This is a genomic window from Porphyromonas canoris (assembly GCF_000765975.1).
GTDB lineage: Bacteria > Bacteroidota > Bacteroidia > Bacteroidales > Porphyromonadaceae > Porphyromonas_A > Porphyromonas_A canoris.
The window spans coordinates 53,169-68,629 of sequence record NZ_JQZX01000021.1; the positions used below are offsets into that span (position 1 = coordinate 53,169).

The window sequence follows — 15,461 nt, forward strand, 5'->3', positions numbered from 1 at the left end:
TCTAATATTCTAAGCTACATAAACATGAATTTTGGTTTTTTTCAAATACTTCAACTCATAGGATCTTTGGGTATATTCCTTTATGGGATGAAGGTAATGAGTGAAGGATTGCAAAAGATAGCCGGAGACAGGTTGCGCAATTTCCTTTCTGCCATGACGAGTAACCGGGTCTTTGGAATCTTTACCGGTTTGCTCATAACTATTTTAGTGCAGTCTTCCAGTGCTACAACCCTTATGGTTGTATCGTTTGCCAATGCCGGGCTTGTTACATTGGGGCAGGCAATCTCCGTTATCATGGGGGCAAATATCGGTACTACCGTTACGGCGTGGGTCATTTCTCTCTTTGGCTTTAAGATAGATATTGCCACTTATGCAGTACCCATCGTTGCTCTCAGTATCCCTTTTATCTTTTCGGGAAAGAGTAATAGGAAGTCTTGGGGAGAGTTTATCATAGGTTTTGCTTTCCTGTTTATTGGCTTGCAGTATCTCAAAGACAGTGTACCCGATCTCAAGAATCACCCTCAGGCATTGGAGTTTCTAAAGGATTATGCTTCCGGTGGATTCGGATCGACAATCCTGTTTATGTTTATCGGAACCATCCTTACCGTGGTGGTTCAATCCTCCAGTGCAACTGTTGCAATAACACTTATCATGTGTTCTAAAGGCTGGATCTCTTTCGAGCTTGCCACTGCAATGGTTTTGGGAGAAAATATAGGCACAACCATTACTGCCAACATCGCAGCGATCGGAGCCAATGTTACCGCACGTCGTACAGCCATAGCCCACTTGCTGTTCAATGTCTTTGGGGTTCTTTTTGCCCTTATATTCTTTACGCCATTCATCAAGCTGGTTGTCCATATTATTTCCAACTATGGACCTGGCGATCCAAGAATGCTATTCGATTTCCTTGCAGAGTTAGGTCCGGAACGGGCATCTCTACTGGAGACCGATGTCAGTCAGGTTTCAGATCCGGCTCTTTTGCGAGATATTGAGATGCGGAATACCGGTATAACGGCTGTTTCTTTCGGTCTATCTCTATTCCACTCGCTGTTTAATGTTTTCAACGTCTTGATCATGATATGGTTTGTAAATGTTTATGTTTACATCTGTCGCAAGATTATTCCTGATAAAAAGCAGAAGAGCAAGGGCGAGGAGTTCCAGTTGAAATATATATCGTTCGGTATGCTTTCCACGGCCGAGCTTTCCATTGCACAGGCTCAGAAAGAGATGGCAGTATTTGGAGAGCGTACATCACGTATGCTCGATATGGTAAAAGAGCTTGTTGTAGAGGAAGATGAAGAGAAATTTGCAGAGACCTACAATCGTGTTGAGAAGTATGAAAACATCTGCGACCGTATGGAACTGGAGATCGCAAACTATCTCTCAAAAGTAAGTGAAGGTCGATTGAGTGCCGAAGGTAAGGAACATATTCGCAACATCATACGTGCCGTAACAGAGATAGAAAGTATCGGCGACTCTTGCTACAATCTTGCCAAGAACATTAAGCGGAGAGAAGATCATAAAGCCAATTCCACGCCTCAGATGCAAAAGAATATCTTGCATCTTTTGGATCTGAACGCCAAGGCTCTTCAGCGGATGAACTTCATACTATCGAAGTCGGAAGTCCAACCGGATGATGCATTGGAGTCATACAATATAGAGAATGCCATCAATAACTTCCGCAATGATGTTCAGATCAGTAGTCTTGATGAGATAAACTCTAAAGAATATACTTATCAGGAGGGGGTTTACTACCACGACATCATTAACGAAGGAGAACGTTTGGGCGACTATATTCTTAATGTAGTACAAGCAGTGGTAGAAAAGAGATTTTAATCGGAACATTCATGAGCAAAATAGAGATAAGAGAAGCCCGGACAAGGGAGGATATGAAAGCCTTTGTGGCTTTTCCCAGAAAGCTCTACAAAGGCAATCCATACTTTGTCCCCCAGATCGAGTCGGAAGAATTGGTTACGCTCGACAGCAAGAAGAACCCGGCATTTCAGTTTTGCGATGTGATCTATTTTCTTGCCTACAAAGACGGAGAAGTTGCGGGGCGTATAGCCGGTATCATCAATTATAAATCCAATGAGGTTTGGAACCAGTCCTATGCACGTTTTGGCTGGGTTGATTTCATTGATGATCCGGAAGTCTCTTCCGCTCTGTTTCATGCCGTAGAAGCGTGGAGTCGTAAACAGGGAATGGAGATCATCCACGGCCCTATGGGCTTTTCAGATTTGGATCATCAAGGGCTTCTTGTTCACGGTTTCGATCAGCTTGGAACCATTGCAACTATCTACAACTATCCCTACTATCCCAAGCAGATAGAGGCATTGGGATACCAGAAAGATCAAGACTGGAAAGAGTATAAGATATACGTCCCCAAAGAGATTCCCGAAAAGCATTTGCGTATAGCAGATCTTGTACAGCAAAAATATAATCTGAAAGTGCGGAAGTTCTCATCCGTAAAGGAGATTATGCCATACATAAAGAGTATCTTCTATACTCTCAATAAAGCCTACGCGCATCTGTACGGATTTTCCGAGCTTTCTACGGAACAGATAGAGTTCTATGTCAAAACATATCTCCCGATGTTGCGGATAGAGTTGGTTACGGTTATTACTCAGGAACCGGACGATAAGGTTATAGGTTTTGCCATCTCTCTTCCGAATCTTAGTCGTGCCATGCAGAAAGCCAAAGGGAAGCTCTATCCTATGGGTATTTTACACCTGCTGAAGGCTTTGAAATCACGCCCAAAAGTGGTCGATCTTTACCTCATCGGAATCTTGCCGGAGTATCAAAACAAAGGGATCAATGCTCTCATCTTCCGAGATCTTATCCCTATTTTCCAAAGGCTTGGGGTGGAATATTGTGAAAGTAACCCTGAACTGGAAAGCAATCAGGCTGTTCAGATGCAGTGGAACTACTTCGAGCGTGTACATCACAAGACAAGAAGGGCGTACATTAAAGAGCTGTAGTCTCGAATACAATAAAAAAAAGAAGAGATACTCCAACCGAGTATCTCTTCTTTTTTTTATGTCTTGGAAGGATGAACCGTTACTTCTTGTCGTAGTCGTATGCCCAGACGATGTAGGAAGAGCCCCAGGTAAATCCTGCACCGAAAGCTGTAAGAACCAGTTTGTCTCCCTTTTTAAGATCTTTTTCCCATTCCCATAAGCAGATCGGAATAGTAGCGGAGCTTGTGTTGCCGAACTTGTGAATGTTGATCATCACTTTCTCTTCAAGCTGCTCTTTAGAGAAGCCCATTCTTCTTGCCACAGCGTCTATGATGCGCATATTAGCCTGATGAGGAACCACCCATTTAATGTCATCGGCAGAGAGGTTGTTGCGTTCCATAAGCTCCAGAGTGGTATCTCCCATGGAAGATACAGCGGCTTTGAACACGGTCTGTCCGTCTTGGAACACATAGTGCTCTCTGTTTTCCACGGTGTCTGTCGTAGGACGCTGGATAGATCCGCCTGCCTTGATTGTAAGGTGAGGAAGTCCTGTCCCGTCTGTACGTATGATAGAGTCTTGCAGTCCATACTCCGGAGCGCAAGGTTCTATCAGAGCACAGCCTGCTCCATCCCCGAATAGAGGAGCGGTGGCACGGTCTTGCGGGTCTATGATGGCAGACATCTTTTCCGTACATACCACAAGTACTTTCTTGTATCGACCGCTCATGATAAAGCCCGATGCGATTTCAAGACCATAGAGGAAGCCGGGGCATGCCGCGCATATATCGAATGCGAATGCGTTGGTACAGCCTGTTTCCAGAGCCACACGGCTGGATGTATTGGGTATCGGATAGTCCGGGGAGTTGGTCGAAAGCACGATAGCCTCTATCTCTTTAGGGTCTATGCTGTGTCTTTCGAGCATATCTTTTACGGCCTGAATTGCCAAGTATGAAGATCCGAGCTGAGGATCTTCCAGTTTACGTCTTTCTTTGATACCGACACGAGTCATGATCCACTCGTCCGATGTATCCACCATTTGGGCGATATCATCGTTGGTAACTATTTTGTCGGGAACATATCCGCCTACTGCAGTAATGGCTGCGTGAATTCTGTTCATGTTATTAGTGTTTGGTACATAGTGTAAAAAGAAAGCACTAAGCTACTCAATCTTTTCGAGAAAAAGAACAGATAGCTTAGTGCTTTGGCGGTCGACTTCTATTTATGTCTCAGAATGTCTCCCATTGCCTACCTCTAAAGAGGGTTATAGGTTTTCGCCTTTTTCGATAGCGATACGACCTCTGTAGTATCCACATTCACCGCAGATGGTGTGATATCTATGCCATGCGCCACAGTTTGGACACTTAGCAATTGTAGGTACTACTGCGTGATCATGAGATCTACGCTTGGCTGTTCTAGCCTTCGACTGTCTTCGTTTAGGATGTGCCATAGTCTATTATTTTTATTTGTTCATTAGTTCCAAAAGCCTAAAGACACTCCGTCCGGAGTATCACTCTTCATCAACCTCCCACTCATCGGCATCCTCCTCCGCTTCTTCAGAGCCGGCGAGATACTTTAGCATCTCCGGATTGCACTCATCAATAGGGTGCTTACAGGTAAAAGGCAGAGAACAGAGAACAAGTTCGTACATGATCTCCGAGAGATCAAGCGTACCTTCTCTTTCCGGAATAATGATAAGGTCATCGCCGTTATCCAAATATTCGTCTCCGTACTTTACCACAAGCTCAGACACAGAATCTACATCCACAGTGAGTGGAGCGGTACAGCGATGACAAGCCACAGACACTGTGCCTTGAAAATCAAGCTCCAACTCAAACGTTCCGCCCGCTCCGTGAGCAACGTGAACTATTGCCATGACATCTCCATCCAGGATTTCATCACTCTCCTGCCTCTTCCAAAAGCCCGAATCCAGGGGAAACTCAAAGGTCTCTTCGTCTTGTTTGATGCTCTTAAAAGAGATGGTATATGCGTTCATCCTGTGCCTTGAGGTGTATAAATCTCTGCAAAGGTACAACTTTTTCGTTGTTTGGCAATGTGTCCGTTCAGATTTGTCCGGAAGAGCCTGTCCGAACACCTTTTTTGCCAGGGAGCTTTTATATAAAAATCGGACTCTCTCTTCTCCTTCGCTTGGAGGGCCTTTCTGCCCCGATTTTGGCCTCCGAATGTCTAAGTATGCCCTGAAATTCCTAATAATCAAAAGGATACAAAACCAGCGCATTCTCGGAAAAAATTTTTTCTCAGTCCGTTTGATGGGCACTTTTCGCGTTAATAGGTGTAAATTTTAACGCTCTCTTCTGTAAACGTTTCCTAATAAAGAAATTCACCTTTTCAGGCGCATTTTAGGGTAAAAATGCGTAGTCGGTTGATTATTAGCGTTTTAATGATTCTGGCTAAACACGTTAATCGAATCCGGTAAACGTGTTTAATGAAATCGGTAAACGTGTTCATTGAAAAATTAAACACGTTAAGCCGACAAAGGTAAATAGGTGTCGGAAATTGTGTTAATAAATCGGGGTGAATTTAACAGTTCGGTCGTGCTCCGGAAACGACCCCTCCGACCAAAATAGAGAGACCGAAAAAAGTGAGCATTTTTCGGTATGGAATATATAAAAATGCCCTTTCTCAGAGGTCTGAAAAAAGGCACTTTTTTATTCTATTGTTGTTGGAGCGTTCGGTAGAGTTCGGTCAGCTGAACCGCCGTATGCTCCGGCAGGAATTTTTTGCTCCACTCTTCTCCTTCCGCAATCATCTTTTTTCTCAGCTCTTCATCCTCCAAAGCCCTGTCCATAAGCTGTGCAAGATCATCGGCATCCTTGGGGTTGCAGTAGAGTGAATGCGGTCCTCCTGCCTCTTCCAGACAGCTGCCGGTGGCGGCTATCACCGGTATCCGGCTGCAAAGAGCCTCCAATACCGGAATACCGAAGCCTTCATAGAGGGAGGGATAGACAAACAGAGAAGCCCCTTGATACATGGCAGGCAGATCCTGAGAGGGCACTCCTTCGAGGAATATCAGGCGATGTTCCACACCGAGACGGTGGGCTATCTGTTTCACTTTATAGGCATACTTGGTCTCTCTGCCTACGATGACCAGCGGGATGATGCTGTTTTTCATCTTGCTGAGAGCCTCCACGATGAGCCCCGCATTCTTTCTCTCTTCCACCGTGCCTACGGTCAGGATGTATTCCGAAGGCAGAAGATACTCACCGGTAACCTTGTCTATCTGAAACGGTGTCAGCCTTTTCCTGAAGATTCCGGCGCATCCCTGATAGATGACGCTTATCTTATTTTCGGGGATTTTATAGATTTCGATGAGATCTCTTTTGGTGCATTCGCTTACGGCGATGATGTGTGTGGCTTCCCGGCAAGAGCGTTCGTACTTGTGTCTGTACAGCTTTACATCAACGGGGGAGTAGAACTGTGGGAACCGCTCGTATATCAAGTCGTGCATCGTAACCACGGACGGGACATCCAGCGTGGTAATGTCCGATGGCAGCTCATTGGACAGACCATGGTAGATGGTCATGCCTTTGCCTCGAAGTTGAGGCAGTGCCCCTTTGTTTCTCCAATAGGCTTGGAAGTAGGGCATTCTGTTGAAGATGCTGCTTGGAGGCAGTACCAGCTTCACTTGCGAGTAGGCAAGCAGACTCTCGTACAGCTCCTTCTTGCCCACTTCGGCAGTCGAAAGGAGTTGCGTAACCTCCGGAGCATATCTCGCAAGAGTTTCTACGATGTATCTGCTATAATTACCTAAACCGGTCTGATTCTTTACGATGCGCTTGGCATCGAAGCCTACCACTATGGCGGAATTCTCTTTACTCATGGGATGATCTCGTTTGAAGCAAAGGTAAGAAAACTATTACGTTCGGAAAAACAAAGAGGTTAGAAATCGGAACTCTACAAATCTCTAATCCAAACAGAGCCCGACTTCTAACCTCTTCTCTGAAGAAGTTTATGTTTAGTGTTTTAGAAAACCCAGCTTAAGAATATGAACCATAGCACTATCAGTATGGTTTTGGTGTATATATTCCACTTTTCGGTGCGCAGAATAAGCCCCGTGGGTACCACCGAAAGTGCAAAGAAGAACACCATTACAAGCAGGATGAGGAGGATGATCGGTATAAGGATGAACACTCCGAATGTTCCGGCAAATGTCGGTAGCACGTTATCTACAAGGTGATTGAATGTGTTGCCCATATAGAAGTAGCTGCCAAACATGTGTGTCTTGTACAGAAGGAACGGAAGAGCTATCAGCAGGATGGCTCCGACGGCTACCATTGCCGTGATAAGGATGGTGCGCTTCTGCTTGTTCTCTACCGGGAGTATTCTGTCTGCCTCCTCTTTCAGACGATTGAAGCTTCCGGGAATCGGCGAGGAGCCGCTTCTCTCTTCTCCCAAGCCGGATGAGCTTGCGGATGAAGATACTTTCTGCCAGATGGTATTGGCTGTAACCTCTTCTCCTTCCATCTCAAGAAGTTCGGCGATGCTCTTCGCTTCGTTGATGTAGAACCATACGGCAACGTACAGCACTATGATGTAGTAACTCATCGGAGTGAGCAACAGCAGGAGGGTAATAAGGCGAAGGAAGAGCGGATCTATCTTAAAGTACGAACCGAGTCCGCCAAGCACACCGCCGAACCACCTGTTGGTCGGATGGCGATAGTAGGTCTTTCTCCGCTGACGAGGACGAGACTTCGGAGGTAAAGGGGGGAGAGGAGGTGTTTCACTGCCCGGCTTCTTCTCCTGTTGCGCTTCACTCTCCGGATCGCTATGGATGATCTCATCCACGCTACCCACTCTCTCTATGACGCTTTTAATATCCTCCATGGTGAGCACATACACTCCTTGGCGGGTGTGTTCCTCAAAAAGCTCGGCAATGTGTTCTTCTATGTCTGCCACTATCTCCCCCGAAGGATCACTTTTGGCGAAGTGAGCCTCAAGGTTACGGATGTAGCTATCCAGCAGGTTATACGCATCGTTCTCTATCTGAAACGAACGCTTGGCAATGCTTACTGTTTCGGTCTTTTTCATCGTCTGTTACTCAGAAATAGGAGGGTTATTAAGTTCTATGCTTTTAGCCGCAAGGCCGTCTACCGCTTTACGTATCTCTTCCCATGCAGGATGCAGTTCGTTCAGAAACTCCTGCCCTTTTGGGGTGAGTCTGTAATATTTTCGAGGGGGACCCTGAGTGCTCTCAATCCAAACGTAGGATAGCAATCCATCGTTTTTTAATCTCGTCAGAAGCGGATAGAGAGTACCTTCCACCACTATCAGCTCCGTAGCTTTCAGCTGGGTTATAATGTCGTTGCTGTAAGCCTCTTTCTGGCTTACGATGAGCAGGATACAGTACTCCAGTATCCCTTTTCTCATTTGCGACTTTACATTTTCTACTGCTAGCATATCTTTTGTCTGTTCTTGGTATTTCACTGCAAAGATAATACAAATTTGGTATTGTGCAATACAAACTACCTTTATTCCTTAAAATAAATTCCCCGAACAGCTTCGGATACACCTCTGCAACGGTACGTATGAAAAAGAATTTGTAACTTCCCACGATGAAAATAGAGCACTACACACTCAGTAACGGTATCAGAGTGGTTTTTCTTCCCACCAAAGGAGCCGTGACATACGCCGGTATGGGCATCCGATCCGGTACACGGCACGAGACGGAAGGTATAGAAGGCATCGCTCACTTCGTTGAACACATGCTGTTTAAGGGCACTACCGGGCGAAAGGCATGGCATATACTCAACAGGATGGAAGCCATTGGCGGAGAGCTCAATGCCTTTACCACGAAAGAGGATACATTTATATACACCATTGCGCCTAAGGGTGAGATCGGACGTTCAATGGAGTTGATCGGCGATATATGCTTTCGTTCCACATTCCCCGTACACGAACTGGAGAGGGAGCGAACCGTGGTGATGGACGAGATCAACGTCTATAAAGACACGCCCGGAGAGCAGATCTTCGACGACTTTGAGGCGCTTCTTTTTCCCGGTCATCCGTTAGGCAGAAGGATTCTTGGCACTAAAGAGTCGCTTCTGAAGATGACAAGAGAGGATTGTGTCCGCTATGTCCGGGACAACTTTACCCCCGACAGAATGCTCTTTTTCTGTATGGGACCCACCAACCTGAAGCGTATCATAGAGCTGGGAGAGCGTCATTTCGATCCTTTTGCATCCCTTTCCGAGATCTCTTCGCAGGCTCCTCAAAAGCTCCTTACCTCTTCTCTGCACGAGGTGGAGCGCGGTTCTTATCAGAGTCATGTGGTTCTTGGCGGAATGGGACCGGATATGTACGACAAAGAGAGGCAGTCTGCCTCTGTCCTGATGAACATCCTTGGCGGTCCGGGCATGAACAGCCGTCTGAATGTGGCTCTTCGGGAGAAGCGCGGATGGGTCTACAACGTGGAGGCATCCCTTACCGGGCTTAGCGATGCAGGCTATTGGCAGATCTATTTCGGTTGCGATCCCGGCTATCGCAAGCGTGCATTGAATCTGGTACACCGGATTTTGGACGAGTTGATGCAGAATAAGCTCTCTCCGGCAAGGCTTCAAGCGGCTCTTAAACAGACAGCCGGACAGCTCTCCATAAGTGCAGAGCAGACAGAGCAGACCTTTCTGTCTCTCGGGAAGTTGTCGCTCTACGACAAAGAGTTTGAACCTTTGGAGGTGATTATAGACAAGATCCGCGCCATCACTGCCGAGCAGATTCAAGCGGCGGCACAGCGGATGTTTCATAAGAATAACCGGTTGGCGTTGGTCTACAACGGCTCCGAACAGACAGAATAGATAAGATGAACAGATTGCTTACACTCTTGTTTTCCATGGCGGTATGCTCTTTGGGGATATGCGCCTCCTGCGACAGCAAGAGCAACAATTCCCGACAGGAAGACAACACAGAGGCTTCCGCCTCCCAGACTCCCATGGCTGTGGAAACTCCTTTCCGTGCAGACAGCGCCTATATGCACATCGAACGTCAGGTCTCATTCGGACCGAGAGTGCCTAACAGTGCGGGACACGCACGCTGCGCAGACTATCTCGTGGAGACCCTTGAGCGTTACGGATTTGCCGTGACAAGGCAGCGCGCAGACCTCAAAGCCTACGACGGCACGCTGCTTAAAGCACAAAACATCATCGCGGAGTATATGCCCGAAAGAGCCAAACGCATCCTGCTCTTCGCTCACTGGGATACACGCCCCATTGCAGACCATGACAAAGACTCGGGCAAACGCCATCTCCCGATAGACGGAGCCGATGACGGAGCAAGCGGAGTAGGGGTCTTGCTGGAGCTGGCACGCAATATCTCGGAGAACGGATTTGCCAACTACGGCATAGACATCATATTCATGGATGCCGAAGACTATGGTGTACCGGATGGCGTTATGGAGACCGGAGAGAGCAGCAGCTGGGCTTTGGGATCTCAATATTGGTCTTCCAACCCCCACAAGAAAGGGTACAGTGCCGAGTTTGGTATCCTGCTCGACATGGTCGGATCCAAGAACGCAAAGTTTCACAGAGAGTTCTACTCGCAGGAGAATGCCGGACGACTCACCTCCATGATCTGGTCCAAAGCCGCCTCTTTAGGCTACGGCAACTATTTTATAAACAAAATGGGAGGTCCCATCATGGATGACCATGTCTTCGTAATGCTTGGGCTGGGTATTCCGTGCGTGGACATCATCAATTACGACCCCGATACCGAAAAAGGATTCGGACACTACTGGCACACCCACAACGATAATATGGAGGTCATCGACCGCAATACGCTCCAAGCCGTAGGCAATGTGGTGTGGGAAGTGCTTCGGGATAAAGAAAACGGCAAATAGCATACATCATATATGAGTACTATCAATCAGAAGCAAGACGAGCTTATAGAAGAATTTTCACTTTTGGACGACTGGATGGATAAATACGCTCTTATCATAGAGATGGGGAATGATCTCCCTCCCATGGACGAGAGCTTTAAGATACCGCAATACCTTATAGAGGGGTGCCAGAGCAGGGTATGGATCGCTCCCGAAACGATGCCCGACGGCACTATTCACTATCACGCCTCAAGCGATGCCGTGATAGTCAAAGGCATTGTATCCATGCTGCTCAAAGTGTTGGACGGGGAGAAAGCGGAAGATATTGCCAAGGCAGATCTCTACTTTGTCGATCGTATCGGACTCTACCAACACCTCTCTCCCACACGGAGCAACGGTCTCTCTGCCATGCTCAAGCAGATGAGGCTCCACGCCATAGCCGAAGCCGCAAAATAGAGACTCCTGTCATGTCCGGACGCATAAAGATTTTGGCAGAAAGCTCCGTGCCTTACCTTCGTGGAGTATTGGAGCATCTTGGGGAGGTTACCTATCTCCCCTCTTCGGAGTTTACGCCCGAAACGGTAAGGGATAAAGATTGGCTCATCATCCGGAGCATTACGAAGTGCACCGCCGCACTCCTTGAAGGCAGCAGCGTGAAGCTCATCACGACGGCGACAATCGGCTTCGACCACATCGATACAGCCTACTGCGATGCCAACGGCATAGCTTGGCGCAACTCCCCCGGCTGTAATGCCAACGCCGTGGCACACTTTCTATCTTCCGCTCTGGCACTCTATGCGCTCCACTCCGGATACAGCCTCCGGGGAAAGACTATCGGTATCATCGGAGTGGGACACGTGGGCTCTCTCATGGCGAAGTACGCCGAAGCATTGGGTATGAAGGTTCTTCTCAATGACCCCCCACGGGCAGAAAAAGAGGGCGGTGCGGATTTTGTGGAGATTGCACAGATATATGGCGAAGCGGATATTATCTCTTTTCATACGCCACTGACCAAAGCGGGAAGATATGCCACTTATCACCTCTTCGACTCTTCTGCCCTGCCGCCTCTTAAGAGAAAGCCCATCATCATCAATGCCTGTCGTGGAGCGGTAACCGAGACGGAAGCACTGCTGGAGGGAATCCGCACGGGGCAGATCTCCAACGTGATAATAGACTGCTGGGAAAACGAGCCGAATATCTCCGACCGCCTGTTGGTAGAAGCCCTTATCGCCACTCCCCATGTCGCCGGATTCAGCGCGGACGGAAAGTGCAACGGTGCCGTCGCCTGCGTGAAGAACGGATGCGACTTCTTCGGACTCGATGGAGCGCATCTGATAAAGCAGATGACGCCTCCCCCTCCGGCAGACGAAACCATCACGTTAGACGCCTCCGACCCGGATGCGATACTGCATGCTCTCCTCCGCACACTTGATCTCACCGAGATAGACAGGCGGATGAAGGAGAGGCGGATGCCGTTCGAGCAGCAGCGCAAAGCGTATTTCTATCCTCGCGAACCGCATGCCTACACCGTTGTAAGCAGAGAGATGTCGGCAGATTTGAAAGAAAGGTTGGCTTCGATAGGCTTTAAGACTCTTTCCGAACCTGTTTGAAAGTTCTGCTGAACGCATTTACTTTCTCCTCTATCCATATTAAGAAACAGAAATCGGGGCTTGGTTGACTGCAATCAAGCCCCGATTTTGTAGATGCAAGGCACGACCTCCGCCAACCGTGCTTTGATTTGAAAAGTTATAAACGGACAAGAAAAGTTTTGAACAGAATAAGAGTAAGATATAAACCTGTACAGCCACATTTGCTTCCCCTACGATTTCGACATCTGTTCCCATCTTTTTGGGAAGAAGGCAGTATGCGATAAACTCCGGGATGAGGTTTGTGAGAACATTGCAAAGCCTGCCGAGGCTCGCATACTCCGTTCCACAGCTATTCATAAACATCTTATCGGCAGGCTCCATGAGTGCTCTTCATCTTTTTATCCCACCTCGGACTCTCGTTTGCCGGCGAAAAGAGCGTAACGTCTCACCCTTCGGAAATCCAATCTTTCTCTTTTTTCTTTTCCCGTTTCTCTAAAAAATCAAAATCTTTATATAATTTTGTGGTGTGGTGGTGGCAGGTCATCATAACCTCAAAATGCTTTCGCAGAGAGGTTCATGGGCAGCCACTGTCGGAGAAATAATCTCTTTTGGTTATCTCTCGGTTGCGGATGGGCATCTCCGTAAAGAGTTGATACTAAATCCCAATCCGTACAGATTCACTCCTTAAAAGCATCGAGAGTGAGATAGAGACAAAGCTTGATCGGAGCCGAAAAGCGCAGGGAGTGCCCCCTTTTAAGCAAAAACGTAGGACATAGCAGAGTCGCAAAAAACGGTTCGACTTTTAATAGAATAATAACGCAATAGAGAGCAGAGCTTCTCTTTAATAATAAACAATCCACAAAAAAGAAAAATCCGTGAAGCAAAAAATAAATCTAAGACCATTTTTCCTGTTTCTTATGGGAATGTTGTTCGCTCTGCCTGCAATGGCAAAGGAATATCTCAAGACCGTTACAGTATTGCAACAGGGGCAAGTTGTCCCTGTGGAAGAACTGCATCTTAATCCAGTAGGAAATAACGAACGTTCCAGAATTAAGGTTAAAAACGGAGTCGAATTTTACGTTCAGCTTCCGGAAAACCACCAGGCAGAAATCAACTCTGGTGGAATTATAGAGGGAAACAAAATAAAAGTTTCCCAAGCTGGAACCGTACATTTCTTTTTCATAAAAGAAAATATACGAAAAAAGGTTTACGCACATGTAAACTACTTCGGTGTCCTTCAATATAACGGTAGCGATGCACCTGAGATAATAGAAGTTACGCAGGAAAATGAGAATTCCCTTCTTAGTGTTCCTGCAGGAAAGTTCCCTAGTATAGGGTGGTTAGCAAGCCGCCTAGGGGAAAATAATTTTCAATTGCTACACCAAAACTTTACTCAAAGCTCTATGAGCTTGAGTGAGATATTGGAGAAAACAAAAGAAAGATTTCCCAATATTCAAGAATTCTCTTTTAAAGGAGATTTCTATGATGGTACATCCAATGGGCAAGATTACAATGAATCCGAATATATTGTGCAGATCAAGGATAAAAGAAAGCCCGTTACACCAAAGTACACCGTAACCCTTTCAGCTAATCCGACTGACGGCGGTACGGTATCGGGTGCAGGGAAGTTTGAAGAGAACACACAGGTAACCGTTGTAGCTACTCCAAAAGAGGGTTGGCGATTTGTAAGATGGACAGAATCCGGCATGGAAGTTTCCACTTCTTCCTCTTACTCGNGTAACCGTTGTAGCTACTCCAAAAGAGGGTTGGCGATTTGTAAGATGGACAGAATCCGGCATGGAAGTTTCCACTTCTTCCTCTTACTCGTTCCCGATTACGAATAATCGCACTCTCGTAGCGCAGTTCGAGAAGATACCGCCCAAGCAATACACCGTAACCCTTTCAGCCAATCCGAGCGAAGGCGGTACGGTATCGGGAGAAGGTAAATTTGAAGAGAATACGCAAGTAACCGTTGTTGCCACTCCCAAGGAAGGTTGGAAGTTTATAAGATGGACAGAGTCCGGCACGGAAGTTTCCACTTCTTCCTCTTACTCATTCCCGATTACGAAGAATCGCACTTTCGTAGCGCACTTCGAGAAGATACCGCCCAAGCAATGCACCGTAACCCTTTCGGCTCAACCAAACGAAGGCGGTACGGTATCGGGAGCAGGGAAGTTTGAAGAGAATACGCAAGTAACCGTTGTTGCCACTCCGAAGGAAGGTTGGCGATTTGTAAGATGGACAGAGTCCGGCACGGAAGTTTCCACTTCTGCCTCTTACTCATTCCCGATTACGAAGAATCGTACTCTCGTAGCACAGTTCGAGAAGATACCGCCCAAGCAATACACCGTAACCCTTTCGGCTAATCCGACCGACGGCGGTACGGTATCGGGAGAAGGCAGATTTGAAGAGAATACAGAGGTAACCGTTGTAGCTACTCCAAAAGAGGGTTGGCGATTTATAAGATGGACAGAATCCGGTACCGAAGTTTCCACTTCTGCCTCTTACGCATTCCCGATTACGAAGAATCGCACTCTCGTAGCACATTTCGAGAAGATACCGCCCAAGCAATACACCGTAACCCTTTCGGCTCAACCAAACGACGGCGGTACGGTATCGGGNATACCGCCCAAGCAATACACCGTAACCCTTTCGGCTCAACCAAACGACGGCGGTACGGTATCGGGTGCAGGGAAGTTTGAAGAGAATACAGAAGTAACCGTTGTAGCTACTCCAAAAGAAGGTTGGAGGTTTATAAGATGGACAGAATCCGGTACCGAAGTTTCCACTTCTGCCTCTTACTCATTCCCGATTACGAAGAATCGCACTCTCGTGGCGCATTTCGAGAAGATACCGCCCAAGCAATACACCGTAACTCTTTCAGCCAATCCGACCAACGGCGGTACGGTTTCGGGTGCAGGGAAGTTTGAAGAGAATACACAAGTTACCGTTGTTGCCACTCCAAAAGAAGGTTGGAAGTTTATAAGATGGACAGAGTCCGGCACGGAAGTTTCCACTTCTGCCTCTTACTCATTCCCGATTACCAATAATCGCACTCTCGTAGCGCATTTCGAAAAGATACCGCCCAAG

General features: G+C 47.1%; 16 protein-coding genes and 1 pseudogene. 10 read left to right on the forward strand and 7 right to left on the reverse strand.

Annotated elements, in window-relative coordinates; genetic code table 11:
• Positions 1-24 precede the first annotated feature (24 nt).
• Both HQ29_RS09705 and HQ29_RS09710 read left to right on the forward strand, forming a co-directional pair.
• A complete protein-coding gene (locus HQ29_RS09705; protein WP_036869545.1) occupies positions 25-1,836 on the forward strand; it encodes a Na/Pi cotransporter family protein in 1,812 nt (603 codons plus the stop codon).
• An 11-nt stretch (positions 1,837-1,847) separates the two neighbouring features.
• The gene (locus tag HQ29_RS09710; protein ID WP_036790932.1) at positions 1,848-2,978 is read left to right on the forward strand and encodes a hypothetical protein; all 1,131 of its coding nucleotides are present in this window, start codon (positions 1,848-1,850) and stop codon (positions 2,976-2,978) included.
• Positions 2,979-3,057: 79 nt separating this feature from the next.
• Here the strand turns inward: HQ29_RS09710 and HQ29_RS09715 are convergent, their stop codons facing one another.
• The 6 genes from HQ29_RS09715 to HQ29_RS09735 form a co-directional block, all read right to left on the reverse strand.
• A complete protein-coding gene (locus HQ29_RS09715; RefSeq protein WP_036790935.1) occupies positions 3,058-4,074 on the reverse strand; it encodes a beta-ketoacyl-ACP synthase III in 1,017 nt (338 codons plus the stop codon).
• A gap of 144 nt (positions 4,075-4,218) precedes the next feature.
• Positions 4,219-4,404 (reverse strand): 50S ribosomal protein L32, encoded by a 186-nt coding sequence (gene rpmF / locus HQ29_RS10240; RefSeq protein WP_081964552.1) that lies wholly within the window; start codon positions 4,402-4,404, stop codon positions 4,219-4,221.
• Positions 4,405-4,464: 60 nt separating this feature from the next.
• Entirely contained in the window at positions 4,465-4,950 is a 486-nt protein-coding gene (locus HQ29_RS09720) for a YceD family protein (RefSeq protein ID WP_036869546.1), read from the reverse strand.
• 678 nt (positions 4,951-5,628) lie between these two features.
• Entirely contained in the window at positions 5,629-6,795 is a 1,167-nt protein-coding gene (locus tag HQ29_RS09725; protein ID WP_052090072.1) for a glycosyltransferase family 4 protein, read from the reverse strand.
• A gap of 143 nt (positions 6,796-6,938) precedes the next feature.
• Positions 6,939-8,003: a PspC domain-containing protein gene (locus HQ29_RS09730; protein ID WP_036790941.1), complete on the reverse strand. Its 1,065-nt coding sequence runs from the start codon at positions 8,001-8,003 to the stop codon at positions 6,939-6,941.
• Positions 8,004-8,009: 6 nt separating this feature from the next.
• Positions 8,010-8,372, reverse strand: coding sequence for a PadR family transcriptional regulator (locus HQ29_RS09735; RefSeq protein ID WP_036790944.1), 363 nt, complete (start codon positions 8,370-8,372; stop codon positions 8,010-8,012).
• A 155-nt stretch (positions 8,373-8,527) separates the two neighbouring features.
• On the opposite strand from HQ29_RS09735, the gene HQ29_RS09740 reads away from it, so the two are divergent.
• From HQ29_RS09740 to pdxB, 4 genes are read left to right on the forward strand one after another with little or no spacing between them, the layout of a single operon-like run.
• Positions 8,528-9,766, forward strand: a complete 1,239-nt coding sequence (locus HQ29_RS09740) for a M16 family metallopeptidase (protein ID WP_036869555.1) — start codon at positions 8,528-8,530, stop codon at positions 9,764-9,766.
• A 5-nt stretch (positions 9,767-9,771) separates the two neighbouring features.
• Complete coding sequence (locus HQ29_RS09745; protein WP_036869557.1) at positions 9,772-10,803, forward strand: M28 family peptidase; 1,032 nt, start codon at positions 9,772-9,774, stop codon at positions 10,801-10,803.
• Between the two features lie 12 nt (positions 10,804-10,815).
• A complete protein-coding gene (locus HQ29_RS09750) occupies positions 10,816-11,238 on the forward strand; it encodes a SufE family protein (RefSeq protein WP_036869559.1) in 423 nt (140 codons plus the stop codon).
• A gap of 23 nt (positions 11,239-11,261) precedes the next feature.
• Positions 11,262-12,392: a 4-phosphoerythronate dehydrogenase PdxB gene (gene pdxB / locus HQ29_RS09755; RefSeq protein WP_036869590.1), complete on the forward strand. Its 1,131-nt coding sequence runs from the start codon at positions 11,262-11,264 to the stop codon at positions 12,390-12,392.
• A gap of 39 nt (positions 12,393-12,431) precedes the next feature.
• Here the strand turns inward: pdxB and HQ29_RS09760 are convergent, their stop codons facing one another.
• Positions 12,432-12,752 (reverse strand): hypothetical protein, encoded by a 321-nt coding sequence (locus HQ29_RS09760; RefSeq protein ID WP_036869562.1) that lies wholly within the window; start codon positions 12,750-12,752, stop codon positions 12,432-12,434.
• Positions 12,753-12,927: 175 nt separating this feature from the next.
• Here HQ29_RS09760 and HQ29_RS10610 point away from each other — a divergent pair, with 175 nt between their 5' ends.
• The 4 genes and pseudogenes from HQ29_RS10610 to HQ29_RS10615 form a co-directional block, all read left to right on the forward strand.
• Positions 12,928-13,059, forward strand: a complete 132-nt coding sequence (locus HQ29_RS10610; protein ID WP_262501431.1) for a hypothetical protein — start codon at positions 12,928-12,930, stop codon at positions 13,057-13,059.
• 715 nt (positions 13,060-13,774) lie between these two features.
• The gene (locus HQ29_RS10565) at positions 13,775-14,215 is read left to right on the forward strand and encodes an InlB B-repeat-containing protein (RefSeq protein ID WP_262501432.1); all 441 of its coding nucleotides are present in this window, start codon (positions 13,775-13,777) and stop codon (positions 14,213-14,215) included.
• A pseudogene (locus HQ29_RS09770) lies at positions 14,163-15,212 on the forward strand (InlB B-repeat-containing protein); the annotation flags it as partial. The gene HQ29_RS10565 and the pseudogene HQ29_RS09770, both read left to right, overlap by 53 nt.
• Positions 15,204-15,461, forward strand: a 258-nt coding sequence (locus HQ29_RS10615; RefSeq protein WP_262501433.1) for an InlB B-repeat-containing protein, incomplete at its 3' end; no start/stop codon positions are given. The pseudogene HQ29_RS09770 and the gene HQ29_RS10615, both read left to right, overlap by 9 nt.

What these genes read in the sequence shown, in the direction of transcription:
- HQ29_RS09735 (WP_036790944.1), bottom strand. Translation starts at nt 8,372, where the DNA reads ATGCTAGCAGTAGAAAATGTAAAGTCGCAAATGAGAAAAGGGATACTG.
- HQ29_RS09705 (WP_036869545.1), top strand. Translation starts at nt 25, where the DNA reads ATGAATTTTGGTTTTTTTCAAATACTTCAACTCATAGGATCTTTGGGT.
- HQ29_RS09730 (WP_036790941.1), bottom strand. Translation starts at nt 8,003, where the DNA reads ATGAAAAAGACCGAAACAGTAAGCATTGCCAAGCGTTCGTTTCAGATA.
- HQ29_RS09710 (WP_036790932.1), top strand. Translation starts at nt 1,848, where the DNA reads ATGAGCAAAATAGAGATAAGAGAAGCCCGGACAAGGGAGGATATGAAA.
- HQ29_RS09750 (WP_036869559.1), top strand. Translation starts at nt 10,816, where the DNA reads ATGAGTACTATCAATCAGAAGCAAGACGAGCTTATAGAAGAATTTTCA.
- HQ29_RS09715 (WP_036790935.1), bottom strand. Translation starts at nt 4,074, where the DNA reads ATGAACAGAATTCACGCAGCCATTACTGCAGTAGGCGGATATGTTCCC.
- HQ29_RS09725 (WP_052090072.1), bottom strand. Translation starts at nt 6,795, where the DNA reads ATGAGTAAAGAGAATTCCGCCATAGTGGTAGGCTTCGATGCCAAGCGC.
- HQ29_RS10610 (WP_262501431.1), top strand. Translation starts at nt 12,928, where the DNA reads ATGCTTTCGCAGAGAGGTTCATGGGCAGCCACTGTCGGAGAAATAATC.
- HQ29_RS09740 (WP_036869555.1), top strand. Translation starts at nt 8,528, where the DNA reads ATGAAAATAGAGCACTACACACTCAGTAACGGTATCAGAGTGGTTTTT.
- HQ29_RS09720 (WP_036869546.1), bottom strand. Translation starts at nt 4,950, where the DNA reads ATGAACGCATATACCATCTCTTTTAAGAGCATCAAACAAGACGAAGAG.
- rpmF (WP_081964552.1), bottom strand. Translation starts at nt 4,404, where the DNA reads ATGGCACATCCTAAACGAAGACAGTCGAAGGCTAGAACAGCCAAGCGT.
- HQ29_RS09760 (WP_036869562.1), bottom strand. Translation starts at nt 12,752, where the DNA reads ATGGAGCCTGCCGATAAGATGTTTATGAATAGCTGTGGAACGGAGTAT.
- HQ29_RS09745 (WP_036869557.1), top strand. Translation starts at nt 9,772, where the DNA reads ATGAACAGATTGCTTACACTCTTGTTTTCCATGGCGGTATGCTCTTTG.